Origin of the sequence: Streptomyces swartbergensis (assembly GCF_002148965.1) — a bacterium.
Lineage (GTDB): Bacteria > Actinomycetota > Actinomycetes > Streptomycetales > Streptomycetaceae > Streptomyces > Streptomyces swartbergensis.
The window spans coordinates 1-15509 of the sequence record NZ_NGFN01000205.1 but is presented as its reverse complement, the minus strand read 5'-3'; the positions used below and the strand labels follow the sequence as shown (position 1 = coordinate 15509).

General features: G+C 74.3%; 11 protein-coding genes. All 11 read left to right on the top strand.

Annotated elements, in window-relative coordinates; translation table 11 throughout:
- Positions 1 to 774, top strand: a 774-nt coding sequence (locus tag CA983_RS27705) for a CobD/CbiB family cobalamin biosynthesis protein (RefSeq protein WP_086603563.1), incomplete at its 5' end; no start/stop codon positions are given.
- Positions 771 to 2282, top strand: coding sequence for a cobyric acid synthase (locus tag CA983_RS27700; RefSeq protein ID WP_086603562.1), 1512 nt, complete (start codon positions 771 to 773; stop codon positions 2280 to 2282). The genes CA983_RS27705 and CA983_RS27700, both read left to right, overlap by 4 nt.
- The gene (gene cobN / locus CA983_RS27695; protein ID WP_086603561.1) at positions 2279 to 5944 is read left to right on the top strand and encodes a cobaltochelatase subunit CobN; all 3666 of its coding nucleotides are present in this window, start codon (positions 2279 to 2281) and stop codon (positions 5942 to 5944) included. The genes CA983_RS27700 and cobN overlap by 4 nt, the downstream gene beginning before the upstream one ends.
- The gene (locus tag CA983_RS27690) at positions 5941 to 7962 is read left to right on the top strand and encodes a putative cobaltochelatase (RefSeq protein ID WP_086603560.1); all 2022 of its coding nucleotides are present in this window, start codon (positions 5941 to 5943) and stop codon (positions 7960 to 7962) included. The genes cobN and CA983_RS27690 overlap by 4 nt, the downstream gene beginning before the upstream one ends.
- Positions 7962 to 8561, top strand: coding sequence for a cob(I)yrinic acid a,c-diamide adenosyltransferase (gene cobO / locus CA983_RS27685; protein ID WP_020272829.1), 600 nt, complete (start codon positions 7962 to 7964; stop codon positions 8559 to 8561). The genes CA983_RS27690 and cobO overlap by 1 nt, the downstream gene beginning before the upstream one ends.
- Complete coding sequence (locus tag CA983_RS27680) at positions 8561 to 10027, top strand: cobyrinic acid a,c-diamide synthase CobB (protein ID WP_086603564.1); 1467 nt, start codon at positions 8561 to 8563, stop codon at positions 10025 to 10027. Before cobO ends, CA983_RS27680 begins: the two co-directional genes overlap by 1 nt.
- Positions 10024 to 10773: a precorrin-2 C(20)-methyltransferase gene (gene cobI, locus CA983_RS27675; RefSeq protein WP_086603565.1), complete on the top strand. Its 750-nt coding sequence runs from the start codon at positions 10024 to 10026 to the stop codon at positions 10771 to 10773. Before CA983_RS27680 ends, cobI begins: the two co-directional genes overlap by 4 nt.
- Before the next feature lie 57 nt (positions 10774 to 10830).
- Positions 10831 to 11649, top strand: coding sequence for a precorrin-4 C(11)-methyltransferase (gene cobM, locus CA983_RS27670; protein WP_086603559.1), 819 nt, complete (start codon positions 10831 to 10833; stop codon positions 11647 to 11649).
- A gap of 49 nt (positions 11650 to 11698) precedes the next feature.
- On the top strand, positions 11699 to 13381 hold the full coding sequence (cobJ, locus tag CA983_RS27665; protein WP_086603558.1) for a precorrin-3B C(17)-methyltransferase: 1683 nt from the start codon (positions 11699 to 11701) through the stop codon (positions 13379 to 13381).
- Between the two features lie 40 nt (positions 13382 to 13421).
- Positions 13422 to 14351 (top strand): sirohydrochlorin chelatase, encoded by a 930-nt coding sequence (locus CA983_RS27660; protein WP_086603557.1) that lies wholly within the window; start codon positions 13422 to 13424, stop codon positions 14349 to 14351.
- Positions 14341 to 15414, top strand: a complete 1074-nt coding sequence (gene cobC / locus CA983_RS27655; RefSeq protein ID WP_086603556.1) for an Rv2231c family histidinol phosphate aminotransferase CobC — start codon at positions 14341 to 14343, stop codon at positions 15412 to 15414. Before CA983_RS27660 ends, cobC begins: the two co-directional genes overlap by 11 nt.
- Positions 15415 to 15509: the final 95 nt, after the last annotated feature.

Sequence of the window (15509 nt, the reverse complement as noted above, 5' to 3'; positions counted from 1 at the left end):
GTGGTGTGCGCGGGAGGAGCCGTCGCGCTCGGGGGCGTCGCCGCGCGCGCCGCGCGCGAATCCGCCGTCGCCTCCGTCGCGCTGACCGGCGCCGCCACCTGGGCCGTGGTCGGGGGGACTTCACTCGCACGGGAGGCACGGGCCATCGGGCGTGCCCTGGAGGCGGGGGACGTAGAAGGGGCCCGGGCGCGGCTGCCGCATCTGTGCGGGCGGGATCCGCAGGCGCTCGACGCCGACGGGATCGCCCGGGCCGTGGTCGAGTCCGTCGCCGAGAACACCTCCGACGCGGTCGTGGGGGCGCTCGTGTGGGGGGCCGTCGGTGGTGTGCCGGGGCTCCTCGGGTTCCGGGCCGTCAACACCCTCGACGCCATGGTCGGGCACAAGTCGGCCCGGTACCGGCGCTACGGGTGGGCCTCCGCCCGGCTGGACGATCTCGCGGGCTGGCCGGGGGCCCGGCTGACCGCCGTGCTCGCGGCCCTGGCAGGAGACGATCCGCAGGGAGCCGTACGGGCCTGGCGCGCCGATGCCGCCAAGCATCCGAGCCCCAACGCCGGGCCCGTGGAGGCCTCGTTCGCGGGGGCGCTCGGGGTGCGGCTGGGCGGGACCCTGTCGTACGGCGGGCGTGTCGAGCACCGGCCCGTGCTCAACGGGGCGGGGCGCGGCGTCGGCACCCGGGACATCGAACGGGCCGTACGGCTGTCCAGGCGTGTCGGCTGGCTCGCGCTCGGCGTCTGTGCCGCCGCGCGCCGCATCGGGAAAGGGCGTACATCATGACGGGCGGTGGGCTTCTGGTCGCCGGTACCACCTCCGACGCCGGCAAGAGCGTCGTGACCGCCGGTATCTGCCGGTGGCTGGTGCGGCAGGGCGTCAAGGTCGCGCCCTTCAAGGCGCAGAACATGTCCCTCAATTCGTTTGTAACGAAGGAAGGGGCCGAGATCGGGCGGGCGCAGGCCATGCAGGCGCAGGCCTGCCGCGTCGAGCCGACCGCGCTGATGAACCCGGTGCTGCTCAAGCCCGGCGGCGAGCGGAGCAGTCAGGTCGTGCTGCTGGGCAAGCCGGTCGGGGAGCTGAGCGCACGCGGGTACCACGGCGGACGGCAGCAGCAGCTGCTCGGGACCGTGCTGGACTGCCTGGAGCAGTTGCGGGGCACGTATGACGCGGTGATCTGTGAGGGGGCGGGCAGTCCCGCCGAGATCAATCTGCGGCGGACGGACATCGTCAACATGGGGATCGCCCGGGGCGCCGGGCTCCCCGTGCTCGTCGTCGGCGACATCGACCGGGGCGGTGTCTTCGCCTCGTTCTTCGGGACCGTCGCGCTGCTGTCGCGCGAGGACCAGGAGTGCGTCGCCGGGTTCCTCGTCAACAAGTTCCGGGGGGACGTCTCCCTGCTGGAGCCGGGTCTCGACATGCTCCAGGGGCTCACCGGGCGGCGTACGTACGGCGTTCTGCCCTTCCGGCACGGGCTGGGGATCGACGAGGAGGACGGGCTGCGCGTCTCCTTGCGGGGGACGGTCCGGGAGTCCGTCGTCGCCCCGCCGGTCGGCGAGGACGTGCTGCGCGTCGCCGTGTGCGCTGTTCCGCTGATGTCCAACTTCACGGACGTGGACGCGCTGGCCGCCGAACCGGGTGTCGTGGTGCGGTTCGTGGACCGGCCGGAGGAGCTCGCCGACGCCGACCTCGTCATCGTGCCCGGGACCCGGGGGACCGTCCGCGCGCTGGAGTGGCTGCGGGAGCGCGGGCTGGCCGGCGCGCTCGTGCGCAGGGCCGCCGAGCAGCGGCCCGTCCTCGGCATCTGTGGCGGCTTCCAGATGCTCGGTGAGCACATCGAGGACGACGTGGAGAGCCGCCGGGGTCATGTCGAGGGGCTCGGGATCCTGCCCGTGCGGGTGCGGTTCGCCCGCGAGAAGACTCTCACGCGGCCGGCGGGCGAGGCCCTCGGGGAGCTCGTCGAGGGGTACGAGATCCATCACGGGGTCGCCGAAGTCACCGGCGGAGAACCCTTCCTGGACGGCTGCCGGGTCGGCCAGACCTGGGGCACGCACTGGCACGGCTCGCTGGAGGCGGACGGGTTCCGGCGGGCCTTCCTGCGCGAGGTGGCGGCCGCCGCGGGGCGTCGCTTCGTGCCGGCGCCGGACACCTCGTTCGCCGCGCTGCGCGAGGAGCAGCTCGACCGGCTCGGCGACCTGATCGAACAGCACGCGGACACGGACGCGCTGTGGCGGCTCATCGAGTCGGGCGCGCCGCGAGGACTGCCCTTCATTCCACCGGGAGCGCCCGCATGAGCACTGTGTTGTTGTTGTCGACCGCCGACACGGACCTGCTGGCGGCCCGGGCCGCCGCCGGCGTCTCGTACCGGATCGGCAACCCGACCCGCGTGGACGTCCAGCAGGAGCTTCCGGCCCTCCTCGAAGGCGCGGACATCGCCGTCGTGCGGCTGCTGGGCGGCAAGCGGGCCTGGGAGGACGGGCTCGCCGCGCTGAAGGCGTCCGGCGTCCCGACCGTGCTGCTCGGCGGCGAGGCGGTGCCCGACGCGGAGTTGATGGCCGAGTCGTCGGTGCCGGCCGGTGTCGTGGCGGAGGCGCTGAAGTACCTCGTGGAGGGCGGGCCGGCCAACCTCGCCGAGCTGGCGCGGTTCCTGTCCGACACCGTGCTGCTCACGGGCGAGGGCTTCGCCGCGCCGCAGCGGATGCCGGAGTACGGCGTCCGGGGCGAGCGCGCGCAGGTCGAGGGCCGGCCGACCGTCGGCGTGCTCTTCTACCGGGCGCACGAGCTGAGCGGCAACACCGCCTTCGTGGACACCCTGTGCGACGCGATCGAGGCGCGGGGCGCCAACGCGCTGTCCGTGTACTGCGGTTCGCTGCGCGGGGCCGACGCGGGGCTGTACGAGATCCTCGGGCGGGCGGACGCCCTCGTCGCCACCGTCCTCGCCGCCGGCGGCACCCACGCCTCGCAGGCCTCGGCGGGCGGTGACGAGGAGTCCTGGGACATCGGCGCCCTCGCCGAGCTGAACATCCCCGTGCTGCAAGGGCTGTGCCTGACGTCCTCGCGACGCGCCTGGGAGGCGTCCGACGCCGCCCTGTCCCCCATGGACGCCGCGATGCAGGTGGCGATCCCGGAGTTCGACGGGCGGCTGATCACCGTGCCGTTCTCCTTCAAGGAGCAGGTCGTCGAGAAGGGCGCCGACGTGCCCGTGTACGTCGCCGACCCGGAGCGGGCCGCGCGGGTCGCCGGGATCGCCGTACGGCACGCGCGGTTGAAGCACAAGGCGAACGCCGAGAAGAAGCTCGCGCTCGTCTTCACCGCGTATCCGACCAAGCACTCGCGGGTCGGCAACGCCGTCGGGCTGGACACCCCGGCCTCGGCGGTGCGGGTGCTGGACGCCCTCAGGGACGCCGGGTACGGCCTCACCGAGTACCCCGCGGGCGGCGACGAGCTGATCCACCGGCTCATCGCGGCCGGCGGGCACGACGTGGAGTGGCTGACGGACGAGCAGCTGGCCGCCGCGCCCGCGCGGGTGCCGCTGGCGGACTACCGGGCCTGGTTCGACCAGCTCGACCCGGAGCTGAGGGACGCCATGACCGAGGCGTGGGGCGAACCGCCGGGCGGCCTCTACGTCGACGGGGACGACATCGTGCTGGCGTCGCTGCGGTTCGGGAACGTCGTGGTGATGATCCAGCCGCCGCGCGGCTTCGGCGAGAACCCCATCGCGATCTACCACGACCCGGACATGCCGCCGTCGCACCACTACCTGGCGGCCTACCGCTGGCTGGAGAACAGTTTCGGCGCGGACGCGATCGTGCACATGGGCAAGCACGGCACGCTGGAGTGGCTGCCGGGCAAGGGCCTCGGGCTCAGCGCCGGCTGCGCCCCGGACGCCGTGCTCGGGGAGCTGCCGCTGATCTACCCGTTCATCGTCAACGACCCGGGCGAGGGCACCCAGGCCAAGCGGCGCGGGCACGCCACGGTCGTCGACCACCTGGTGCCGCCGATGGCCCGCGCCGACACCTACGGCGACCTGGCCAAGCTGGAGCAGCTCCTGGACGAGTACGCGCTCGTCTCCGACCTGGACCCGGCGAAGGCCCCGGCCGTGCGCGCGCAGATCTGGACTCTCGTCAAGGCCGCCGAGCTGCACCACGACCTGCATGTCGACGAGCAGCCGGACGACGCCGAGTTCGACGAGTTCGTCATGCACATCGACGGCTATCTGTGCGAGATCAAGGACGTGCAGATCCGGGACGGCCTGCACGTCCTGGGCGGCGGCCCGGTCGGTGAACCGCGCGTCAACCTCGTGCTGGCGGTGCTGCGCGCCTCGCAGGTGTGGGGCGGGCAGGCCGACGCGCTGCCCGGGCTCCGGGCGGCGCTGGCGGAGCACTTCGGGTTGGTGGAGAAGGAGCTGCTGGCTGAGCCGGGCGCTCCGGTGAAGGTGCCGGCGGAGCTGACGGGCCTGGTGGCGGGACCCGCACGCACCGCCGCCGACGCGATCGACCTGCTGGAGCAGCTCTGCCGGCGGATCGCGGAGGGCATGGAGGAGCGCGGCTGGGCGGTCGCCGAGGTCCCGGCGCTGGTCCGCGAGGTGCTCGGCAGGGAGGTCGCCGAGGCCGTGGCGGTGCTGGAGTTCGCCTGCACGGAGGTCGTGCCGAGGCTGGCCAGGACCACCGACGAGATCGGGCACATCCTGCGGGCGCTGGACGGCGGTTACGTCCCGGCGGGTCCCTCCGGCTCGCCGACCCGCGGCCTGGTCAACGTCCTGCCGACGGGGCGCAACTTCTACTCTGTCGACCCCAAGGCGATTCCGTCCCGGCTGAGCTGGGAGGTCGGGCAGGCGCTCGCGGACTCGCTGGTGCAGCGGTATCTGACCGACACGGGCGCGTATCCGAAGTCCGTCGGCCTGACGGTGTGGGGCACCTCGGCCATGCGCACCCAGGGCGACGACATCGCCGAGATCCTGGCGCTGCTGGGCTGCCGGCCGGTCTGGGACGACGCCTCGCGCCGGGTGACCGGGTTCGAGGTGATCCCCCCGGAGGAGCTGGGCAGGCCGCGCATCGACGTGACGGTCCGTATCTCCGGCTTCTTCCGGGACGCGTTCCCGCACGTGGTGGGGCTGATCGACGACGCCGTCCGCACGGTCGCCGAGCTGGACGAGCCCGCCGAGCAGAACTACGTCCGGGCGCACGCCGATGAGGACACCGCCGAGCACGGCGACCGGCGCCGGGCGACCGCCCGGATCTTCGGCTCCAAGCCGGGGGCGTACGGGGCCGGTCTGCTGCCGCTGATCGACGCCCGCAACTGGCGCTCGGACGCGGACCTCGCCGAGGTGTACGCGGTGTGGGGCGGCTACGCCTACGGGCGGGGGCTCGACGGGCGTGCCGCGCGCGGGGACATGGAGACGGCGTTCCGGCGGATCGCGGTCGCGGCGAAGAACGTCGACACGCGAGAGCACGACCTCGTCGACGCCGACGACTACTTCCAGTACCACGGCGGCATGGTCGCCATGGTCCGCCATCTGACGGGCGCGAGCCCCGAGGCGTACGTCGGCGACTCGGCCACCCCGGACCAGGTGAAGACCCGCACGCTGGGCGAGGAGACGCACCGGGTGTTCCGCGCCCGCGTGGTCAACCCGCGCTGGATGGCGGCCATGCGGCGGCACGGCTACAAGGGCGCCTTCGAGATGGCCGCGACCGTGGACTACCTGTTCGGGTACGACGCAACGGCCGGGGTCGTGGACGACTGGATGTACGAGAAACTCAGCGCCGAGTACGTCTTCGACCCGGAGAACCGGGAGTTCATGAAGACGTCCAACCCCTGGGCGCTGCGCGGCATCACCGAGCGGCTGCTGGAGGCCGCCGACCGCGGACTGTGGGCGGAGCCGGACGCGTCGACGCTGGACCGGCTGCGTGCCACGTATCTGGAGCTCGAAGGCGACTTGGAAGGTGACGACAAGTGAGCACCCCGTTCCCGTTCACGGCCGTGGTGGGCCAGGACGACCTGCGGCTCGCGCTGCTGCTGAACGCCGTGTCGCCGGCGGTCGGCGGTGTGCTGGTGCGCGGTGAGAAGGGCACCGCCAAGTCGACGGCCGTGCGGGCGCTGTCCGCGCTCATGCCTCAGGTGGACGTCGTCCCCGGGTGCCGCTTCTCCTGCGACCCCGGCTCCCCCGACCCCGCCTGCCCGGACGGGCCGCACGCGCCGGGAACCGCCGGCCAGTCCCGTCCGGCCCGGATGGTCGAGCTGCCCGTCGGTGCCTCGGAGGACCGGCTGGTGGGCGCGCTGGACATCGAGCGGGCGCTGTCGGAGGGCGTGAAGGCCTTCGAGCCGGGTCTGCTCGCCGCCGCGCACCGCGGCATCCTCTACGTCGACGAGGTCAACCTCCTCCACGACCACCTGGTCGACCTGCTGCTGGACGCGGCCGCGATGGGCGCCTCGTACGTGGAACGCGAAGGCGTCTCCGTACGGCACGCGGCCCGGTTCCTGCTCGTCGGCACCATGAACCCCGAAGAGGGCGAACTGCGGCCGCAGTTGCTCGACCGGTTCGGGCTGACCGTCGAGGTCGCGGCCTCGCGGGAGCCCGAGCAGCGGGTGGAGGTCGTCAGGCGGCGGCTCGCCTACGACGACGATCCGGCCGGTTTCGCGGCCCGCTGGGCGGACGAGGAGGCCGCCGTACGGGCGCGGATCGTGGCGGCACGGGAGCTGCTGCCGTCCGTGCGGCTGGGCGACGGGGCTCTGCGGCAGATCGCGGCGACCTGCGCGGCCTTCGAGGTCGACGGCATGCGCGCCGACATCGTGATGGCGCGCACGGCGACGGCGCTGGCCGCCTGGGCGGGGCGTACGGACGTGCTCGCCGAGGACGTACGGCAGGCCGCGCTGCTCGCGCTGCCGCACCGCCGGCGGCGCAACCCCTTCGACGCGCCGGGGCTGGACGAGGACAAGCTGGACGAGACCCTGGAGGAGTTCTCCGGGGACGACGACCCGGATCCGGACCCCGACCCGGACCAGGGGCCGGACGGGCCCGGCGGAGGCGGCGGGGACGGCGGACAGCCGGAGCCCGACGACGGGCCCCAGGGTGATGACACCGGAGCCACGCCCGAGGCCGGGGAGAACGGGCAGCCGCAGCCGTCGGGTGCCGGTGAGCAGTCGGCCGTACGGGCTGCCGAGCCGTTCCGGACCAAGGTGCTGAGCGTGCCCGGGATCGGCGAGGGTGCGGCCGGGCGGCGTTCGCGGGCGCGGACCGAGCACGGGCGGACGACCGGCTCCCGGCGGCCCCGGGGCACGCTCACGAAGCTGCACTTGGCGGCGACCGTGCAGGCCGCGGCGCCGCACCAGCGGGCGCGCGGGCGGTCCGGACCGGGGCTGGTGGTGCGCCGGGACGATCTGCGGCAGGCGACCCGCGAGGGGCGCGAGGGCAATCTCGTGCTGTTCGTGGTGGACGCCTCCGGGTCGATGGCGGCGCGGCAGCGGATGAGTGCCGTGAAGGGGGCCGTGCTGTCGCTGCTGCTGGACGCCTACCAGCGGCGGGACAAGGTGGGGCTGGTGACGTTCCGGGGTTCGGGCGCGGACGTCGCGCTGCCGCCGACCTCGTCGGTGGACGCGGCGGCGGCCCGGCTGGAGTCGCTGCCGACCGGCGGGCGTACGCCGCTGGCCGCCGGGCTGCTGCGCGCGCACGACGTGCTGCGGGTGGAGCGGCTGCGGGATCCGGCACGGCGGCCGCTGGTCGTGCTGGTGACGGACGGGCGGGCCACCGGTGGCCCGGAGCCGGTCGCCCTGGCCGGGCGGGCGGCACGGCTGTTCGCGGCCGACGGCGTCGCGTCCGTCGTCGTGGACTGCGAGACCGGGCCGGTGCGGCTGGGGCTCGCCGGGCAGCTCGCCGGTGAGCTGGGCGGCACCGCGGTGACGCTGGACGAGCTGCGGGCCGACTCGATCGCCGGGCTGGTCAGGGATGTGCAGGGGACTTCGAGGAGGGCCGCGTAATGCCGCAGGGACAGCCGAGTGTGATTCCGGACGACGGTCTGACGACGCGACAGCGCCGGAACCGGCCGCTCGTCGTCGTGCACACGGGCGTCGGCAAGGGCAAGTCGACGGCCGCCTTCGGGCTCGCGCTGCGGGCCTGGAACCAGGGCTGGCCGATCGGGGTGTTCCAGTTCGTCAAGTCGGCGAAGTGGAAGGTCGGCGAGGAGAACGCGCTGCGCGTGCTCGGTGCCTCCGGCGAGGGCGGGTCCGTGGCCTGGCACAAGATGGGCGAGGGCTGGTCCTGGGTGCAGCGCGATGCGCAGCTGGACAACGAGGAGAAGGCCCGGGAGGGCTGGGAGCAGGTCAAGCGGGACCTGGCCGCGGAGACGTACCGGCTGTACGTGCTGGACGAGTTCGCCTACCCGATGCACTGGGGGTGGGTGGACACCGACGAGGTCGTGGACGTCCTGCGGAACCGGCCCGGCACCCAGCATGTGGTGATCACCGGGCGCAACGCTCCTGAGAAGCTCGTGGACTTCGCCGACCTCGTGACCGACATGTCCAAGGTGAAGCACCCCATGGACGCCGGGCAGAAGGGGCAGAGGGGCATCGAGTGGTGATGTCCTCGTCCGTGCCCCGGCTGGTCGTCGCCGCGCCCTCGTCGGGCAGTGGCAAGACCACCGTCGCCACGGGGCTGATGGCCGCGCTCGCCGCGCGAGGGCTCGCCGTGTCCCCGCACAAGGTCGGGCCGGACTACATCGACCCCGGGTACCACGCGCTCGCGACCGGGCGGGCGGGGCGCAACCTCGACGCGTATCTGTGCGGGCCGGAGCTGGTCGGGCCGCTGTTCCTGCACGGGGCGCGCGGGTGTGACGTCGCCGTCGTCGAGGGCGTGATGGGGCTGTACGACGGGGCCGCCGGGGAGGGGGAGCTGGCCTCCACGGCTCATGTCGCGAAGCTGCTGCGGGCGCCGGTCGTGCTGGTCGTCGACGCGTCGTCGCAGTCCCGGTCGGTGGCGGCGCTGGTGCACGGGTTCGTCTCCTGGGATCCGGAGGTGCGGGTCGGGGGCGTGATCCTGAACAAGGTCGCGTCGGAGCGGCACGAGGTGATGCTGCGGGAGGCTTTGGAGCAGACAGGTGTGCCGGTGCTCGGGGTGTTGCGGCGGGCTCCGCAGGTGGACACGCCGTCGCGGCATCTGGGGCTGGTGCCGGTCGCCGAGCGGCGGGCTGAGGCGGTGGAGGCCGTCGCGGCGATGGCCGCGCAGGTCTCCGACGGTTGTGATCTGGACGCGTTGATGAGGTTGGCGCGGGGTGCGGGGGCGTTGTCGGGTGCGGCCTGGGACGCGGCTGAGGCGGTGGCTTCCTCGCCCCCGCCGCCCCTACCCTTCCCGTCCTCCAGGGGCTCCGCCCCTTCGACCCCGCCAGGGGGCTCCGCCCCCTGGACCCCCGGTCGGCCTGAACGGCCTCGTCCTCAATCGCCGGACGGGCTGGTCGTTGCCGTCGCCGGCGGTGAAGCGTTCACCTTCTCCTACGCCGAGCACACCGAGCTCCTCWCCGCCGCCGGTGCCGAAGTCGTGCCCTTCGATCCGCTGCGGGACGAGGAACTGCCCGAAGGGACGCGGGGGTTGGTGATCGGGGGCGGGTTCCCCGAGGTGTACGCCGCCGAGCTGTCCGCCAATGAGCCCCTGCGCAAGGCCGTTGCCGACCTGGCGGAGAGCGGCGCTCCGGTGGCCGCCGAGTGTGCCGGGCTGCTGTATCTGTGCCGGGAGTTGGACGGACTGCCCATGTGCGGGGTGCTGGACGCCGGGGCACGGATGACCGAGCGGCTGACCCTGGGGTATCGGGACGCCGTGGCCGTAGGCGACAGTGTGCTCGCGGCGGCCGGGACGCGGATGCGGGGGCACGAGTTCCACCGGACCGCCGTGGAGCCCGGGGCGGGGGCCGAACCGGCCTGGGGCCTGCGAACCCCTCAGCGGCGGGTCGAGGGGTTCGTTCAGCACGGTGTGCACGCGAGCTATCTGCACACGCACTGGGCTGCGGAGCCCGGTGTCGCCCGTCGGTTCGTGGAGAGGTGCCGGACGTCATGAGCAGCAGGCTGGTCGGTGTCGGGGTCGGGCCCGGGGATCCGGAGCTGGTGACCGTCAAGGGCGTGAACGCCCTGCGGGAGGCCGATGTCGTGGTCGTGCCCGTCATGGCTGCGTCCGATGGAAAGGACGGGGGAGAGCGCGGGCGTGCCGAGGCGACCGTGCTGCACTACGTGCCCGAGGAGAAGGTCGTCCGGGTCGTGTTCGCGCTGAACGAGCGCAGCGACCGGGCACGGCGGGAGGCGGCCTGGGACGCGGCGGGCGAGCGGGTCGCCGAGCTGCTGCGCGGGCACGGTGCCGTCGCCTTCGCGACCATCGGGGATCCCAACGTGTACTCCACCTTCACGTACCTCGCGCAGACCATCGCCGAGCTGGTGCCGGGGACCGTCGTCGAGACCGTGCCCGGGATCACCGCCATGCAGGATCTCGCCGCGCGCTCGGGCGCCGTGCTGACCGAGGGGACCGAGCCGCTCACGCTCGTGCCCGTCACGGCGGGGGCGACGGTGCTCAAGGAGGCCCTCGCCGGGCCCGGGACCGTCGTCGCCTACAAGTTCGGCCGGCAGGCGCACGAGGTCGCCGAGGCGCTGCGGGAGACCGGGCGGATCGGCGACGCGGTGTGGGGGTCGGCGCTGGGGCTGACGGAGGAGTCGATCCGGCCGGCCGCCGAACTCGACGGCACTCCCCTGCCCTACCTGTCGACGCTCATCTCCCCCGCGCGGCGCGACGGCGGGCGGGGCGGAAAGCTCTGACTCGCCCGTCCATCACCCTTCCAACCGGTAACCCCCTGTACGAGAGGACCAGCCCCCATGGCCGACGCCCCCACCGGCAAGGTGACCTTCGTCGGTGCCGGCCCCGGCGCCGCCGACCTGCTGACGTTCCGTGCCGCGCGCGCCATCGCCGAGGCCGACGTGGTGATCTGGGCGGCGAGCCTGGTCCAGGCGGAGGTCCTCCAGCACGCGCGCGAGGACGCGGAGGTCCTCGACTCGGCGGCCATGCCCCTGGAGGACGTCGTGGCCGTGTACCGGCGGGCCCGGGAGGAGGGCCTGTGCGTGGCCAGGATCCACTCCGGTGACCCCGCCCTGTGGGGCGGCACCCAGGAGCAGCTCGACCGGTGTGCCGAGATCGGCATCGCGACCGAGGTCGTGCCCGGGGTGTCCGCCTTCTCCGCCGTCGCCGCGCTCGCGCAGCGCGAGCTGACCATCCCCGAGGTCGCGCAGTCCGTCGTCCTGACGCGGCTCGGTGGCGGCAAGACGCCCATGCCGCCCGGGGAGGAGGTCCGCGAGTTCGCCCGGCACGGCACCACCATGGCGATCTTCCTCTCCGCGGCCCGCAGCGGGCAGCTCGTGCGGGAGCTGCTGGAGGGCGGTTATCCGACGACGACCCCGGTCGTGGTCGCCTACCAGGCGACCTGGCCGGAGGAGCTGGTCGTGAGGTGCACGATCGGCACGCTGGAGGAGACGGTCAAGGAACACAAGCTGTGGAAGCACACGCTGTTCCTGGTCGGCCCGGCGCTCGACGCGCACGGCACGCGCTCGCACCTGTACCACCCGGGTCACTTCCACGGCTATCGCAAGGCCGACCCCGACGCCCGCAAGGCCCTGCGCGAACGGGGTGCCAGTAGATGATCGTCCGGCCTCCTGTACGTGTCGGAGAAAACGCAGAAGGAGTCGCTCAGTGATCGGCCTCATTTCCGCCACCGCGGCGGGAGCGGCTGCGCGGGACCGGCTGGCCGCCGCGTGGCCGGACCGCACGCGCGTGTACGAGGGTCCCGTCGGGGACGCCGTACGGGCCGCGTTCGCGCAGTGCGAGCAGCTCGTGTGCTTCCTGGCGACGGGGGCGGTGGTGCGGCTGGTGGCGCCGCTGCTGTCCGGCAAGACGGCGGACCCGGGTGTGGTGTGCGTCGACGAGGGCGGCCGGTTCGCGGTGTCGCTGGTGGGCGGGCACGCGGGCGGGGCCAACGAACTCGCCCGGGAGGTCGGGGAGTTGCTGGGTGCCGAGCCGGTCGTGACCACGGCGACGGACGCCGTGGGCCTGCCCGGTCTCGACACCCTCGGCCTGCCCGTGGAGGGCGATGTCGCCGGGGTCTCCCGGGCGTTGCTGGACGGTGAGGCGGTGGCGCTGCGGGCCGAGGTGGCCTGGCCGCTGCCGCCGCTCCCGGTGGCCGCCGAGGGGTCGTACACGATCCGGCTGACCGACCGGCTCGTCGAGGCGGCCGAGCGCGAGGTGGTGCTGCGCCCGCCGTCGCTGGTCGTCGGGGTCGGGGCGTCGAAGGGTGCCCCCGTCGAGGAGGTGCTCGGGCTGGTCGAGGGCGCCCTGCGGGAGGCCGGGCTGTCCGCGGCGTCGGTCGCCGAGCTCGCCACCGTCGACGCCAAGGCCGGGGAGCCCGGCCTCGTCGAGGCCGCGCGGCGGCTGGGTGTGCCCCTGGTGACGTACTCGGCCGGGGAGTTGGCCGGGGTGGACGTGCCCAATCCGTCCGACGCGCCGCTCGCCGCCGTCGGTACGCCCTCGGTCGCGGAGGCCGCCGCGCTGGTGCGCGGGGGCGAACTCCTCGTCCCCAAGCGGAAGTCGGCCGCGCGTCCTGCCATGGCGACCTGTGCCGTCGTACGGCGCCCGGGGCGCGGGCGGCTCGCGGTGGTCGGGCTCGGGCCGGGTGCCCGGGACCTGCTCACGCCGCGCGCGAAGGCGGAGCTCCGGCGCGCTTCCGTGCTCGTCGGACTCGACCAGTACGTCGACCAGATCCGCGATCTGCTGCGGCCCGGCACCCGGATCCTGGAGTCGGGGCTGGGGGCCGAGGAGGAGCGGGCGCGCACGGCCGTCGAGGAGGCCCGCAGGGGGCGGGCCGTCGCGCTGATCGGCAGCGGGGACGCGGGCGTGTACGCCATGGCCTCCCCCGCGCTCGCCGAGGCCTCCGACGACATCGACGTGGTCGGTGTGCCCGGTGTGACGGCGGCGCTCGCGGCCGGTGCGATCCTGGGCGCGCCGCTGGGCCACGACCACGTGTCGATCAGCCTGTCCGACCTGCACACGCCGTGGGAGGTCATCGAGCGGCGGGTGCGGGCGGCGGCCGAGGCCGACATCGTGGTGACGTTCTACAACCCGCGTTCGCGTGGCCGCGACTGGCAGCTGCCCAAGGCGCTGGACATCCTCGCCGAGCACCGGGCGCCGGCCACGCCGGTCGGTGTCGTACGCAACGCCTCGCGGCCGGACGAGTCCGCCCGGCTCACGACGCTGGCCGCGCTCGATCCGGCGACGGTCGACATGATGACGGTCGTCACCGTCGGCAACACCGCGACCCGCGAGATCGCCGGGCGCATGGTGACGCCGCGCGGCTACCGCTGGCAGGAGGAGCCCGAGTGAACCGCGTCGTCCACCACCCCACGTCCGCCGAGGAGAACCTGTGACCACCCCGCCCGCCCTGCTCATCGCCGGCCACGGCACCCGTGACGACGCCGGAGCCGAGGCGTTCCGCGACTTCGTGCGGGCACTGGGGGCCCGCCACCCGGAACTGCCCGTCGCGGGCGGCTTCATCGAACTGTCCCCGCCGCCGCTGGGCGAGGCCGTCGCCGAGCTGGTGGAGCGGGGCGTACGGCGGTTCGCCGCCGTGCCGCTGATGCTGGTGTCCGCCGGGCACGCCAAGGGCGACATCCCGGCGGCGCTGGCCCGCGAGAAGGAGCGGCACCCCGGGATCTCGTACACGTACGGGCGTCCGCTGGGCCCGCACCCGGCGCTGCTGAACGTGCTGGAGCGGCGGCTGGACGAGGCGCTGGGCGGCGCCGCGGGGCGCAGGCCGGGTGACCGGGCGGATGTGACGGTGCTGCTGGTGGGGCGCGGGTCGACGGACCCGGACGCCAACGCCGAGGTGTACAAGGCGGCGCGGCTGCTGTGGGAGGGGCGCGGGTACGCGGGGGTCGAGACGGCGTTCGTGTCGCTGGCGGCGCCGGACGTGCCGAGCGGACTCGACCGGTGCGCGCGGCTGGGCGCCCGCCGGATCGTGGTGCTCCCCTACTTCCTGTTCACCGGCATCCTGCCGGACCGGGTGCGGCTGCAGACGGAGGGCTGGGCGGCGGCGCACCCGGAGGTCGAGGTGCGCTCGGCCGACGTCATCGGGCCGGAGCCGGAGCTGCTGGACCTGGTGTGGGAGCGGTACGCGGAGGCCGTCGAGGGTGATCTGCGGATGAACTGCGACTCGTGCGTGTACCGCGTCGCGCTGCCGGGCTTCGAGGACAAGGTGGGGATGCCGCAGCAGCCGCACTTCCATCCGGACGACGACGGCCACCACGGGCACGGACACGGTCACCACCACGGGGCGCACTCCCATGCCCACTGAGGATCCCAGGAGCACAGAGAGCGGCCACGATCTGCGGCACCACGGCGACGCGGAGGTCCGGGACGACGGCGGCTCGCTCGTCGACCTCGCCGTGAACGTCCGCGCGGACACCCCTCCGGCGTGGCTGCGGGAGCACATCGCCGCGTCGCTGGGCGGGCTGGCGGCCTACCCGGACGGGCGGGCCGCACGCGCGGCGGTGGCGGCGCGGCACGGCCTGCCGGTGGAGCGGGTGCTGCTGACGGCCGGGGCGGCGGAGGCGTTCGTGCTGCTGGCGCGGGCGCTGAAGGTGCGGCGGCCGGTCGTGGTCCACCCGCAGTTCACGGAGCCGGAGGCCGCGCTGCGCGACGCGGGGCACACGGTCGACCGGGTGCTGCTACGGGAGGAGGACGGCTTCCGGCTGGACCCGGCGGCCGTCCCCGAGGCCGCCGACCTGGTGGTGATCGGCAATCCGACGAACCCGACGTCGGTGCTGCACCCGGCGGAGGTGATCGCCTCGCTGGCCCGGCCCGGGCGGCTGCTGGTGGTGGACGAGGCGTTCATGGACGCGGTGCCGGGCGAACGGGAGGCCTTGGCGGACCGCGTCGACGTGCCCGGGCTCGTGGTGCTGCGCAGCCTGACCAAGACGTGGGGGCTGGCCGGGCTGCGGATCGGGTACGTGCTGGCGGCGCCGGAGACCATCGAGGACCTGGAGCGGGCGCAGCCGCTGTGGCCGGTGTCGACGCCGGCGCTGGCCGCGGCGCAGGCGTGCGTGGGGCCACGGGCGGTGGCGGAGGCGGCCCACGCCGCGCACCGCGTCGCCGCGGACCGGGCACACCTGCTGACGGGCCTCGCCCGCTTCGCCCCGGCCGGGCTGCGGGTGGTCGAGCCCGCGGAGGGCCCGTTCGTCCTGATCCGTCTCCCGCACGCGGCGACCGTACGCCGCCGCCTGCGCGACCTCGGCTACGCCGTGCGGCGCGGGGACACCTTCCCCGGCCTGGACGACGAGTGGCTGCGGCTGGCGGTGCGGGACCGGGGGACGGTGGACGGGTTCCTGCGGGCGCTGGAGCGTGCGGTGGCGGGCTGACGGCTCACCGCCGGGCGGTCCCGGCGGCCGTCTCCGTCCCGGTCGTGCGATGCGCAGGAGGACCTCCCGCCCTGCCGGGTCCGCCCCCCTTGCCT

Bases quoted from the DNA above. Each gene is read 5' to 3' on its own strand.
- CA983_RS27700 (WP_086603562.1), top strand. From the start codon at position 771: ATGACGGGCGGTGGGCTTCTGGTCGCCGGTACCACCTCCGACGCCGGC.
- cobN (WP_086603561.1), top strand. From the start codon at position 2,279: ATGAGCACTGTGTTGTTGTTGTCGACCGCCGACACGGACCTGCTGGCG.
- cobM (WP_086603559.1), top strand. From the start codon at position 10,831: ATGGCCGACGCCCCCACCGGCAAGGTGACCTTCGTCGGTGCCGGCCCC.
- cobC (WP_086603556.1), top strand. From the start codon at position 14,341: ATGCCCACTGAGGATCCCAGGAGCACAGAGAGCGGCCACGATCTGCGG.
- cobO (WP_020272829.1), top strand. From the start codon at position 7,962: ATGCCGCAGGGACAGCCGAGTGTGATTCCGGACGACGGTCTGACGACG.
- cobI (WP_086603565.1), top strand. From the start codon at position 10,024: ATGAGCAGCAGGCTGGTCGGTGTCGGGGTCGGGCCCGGGGATCCGGAG.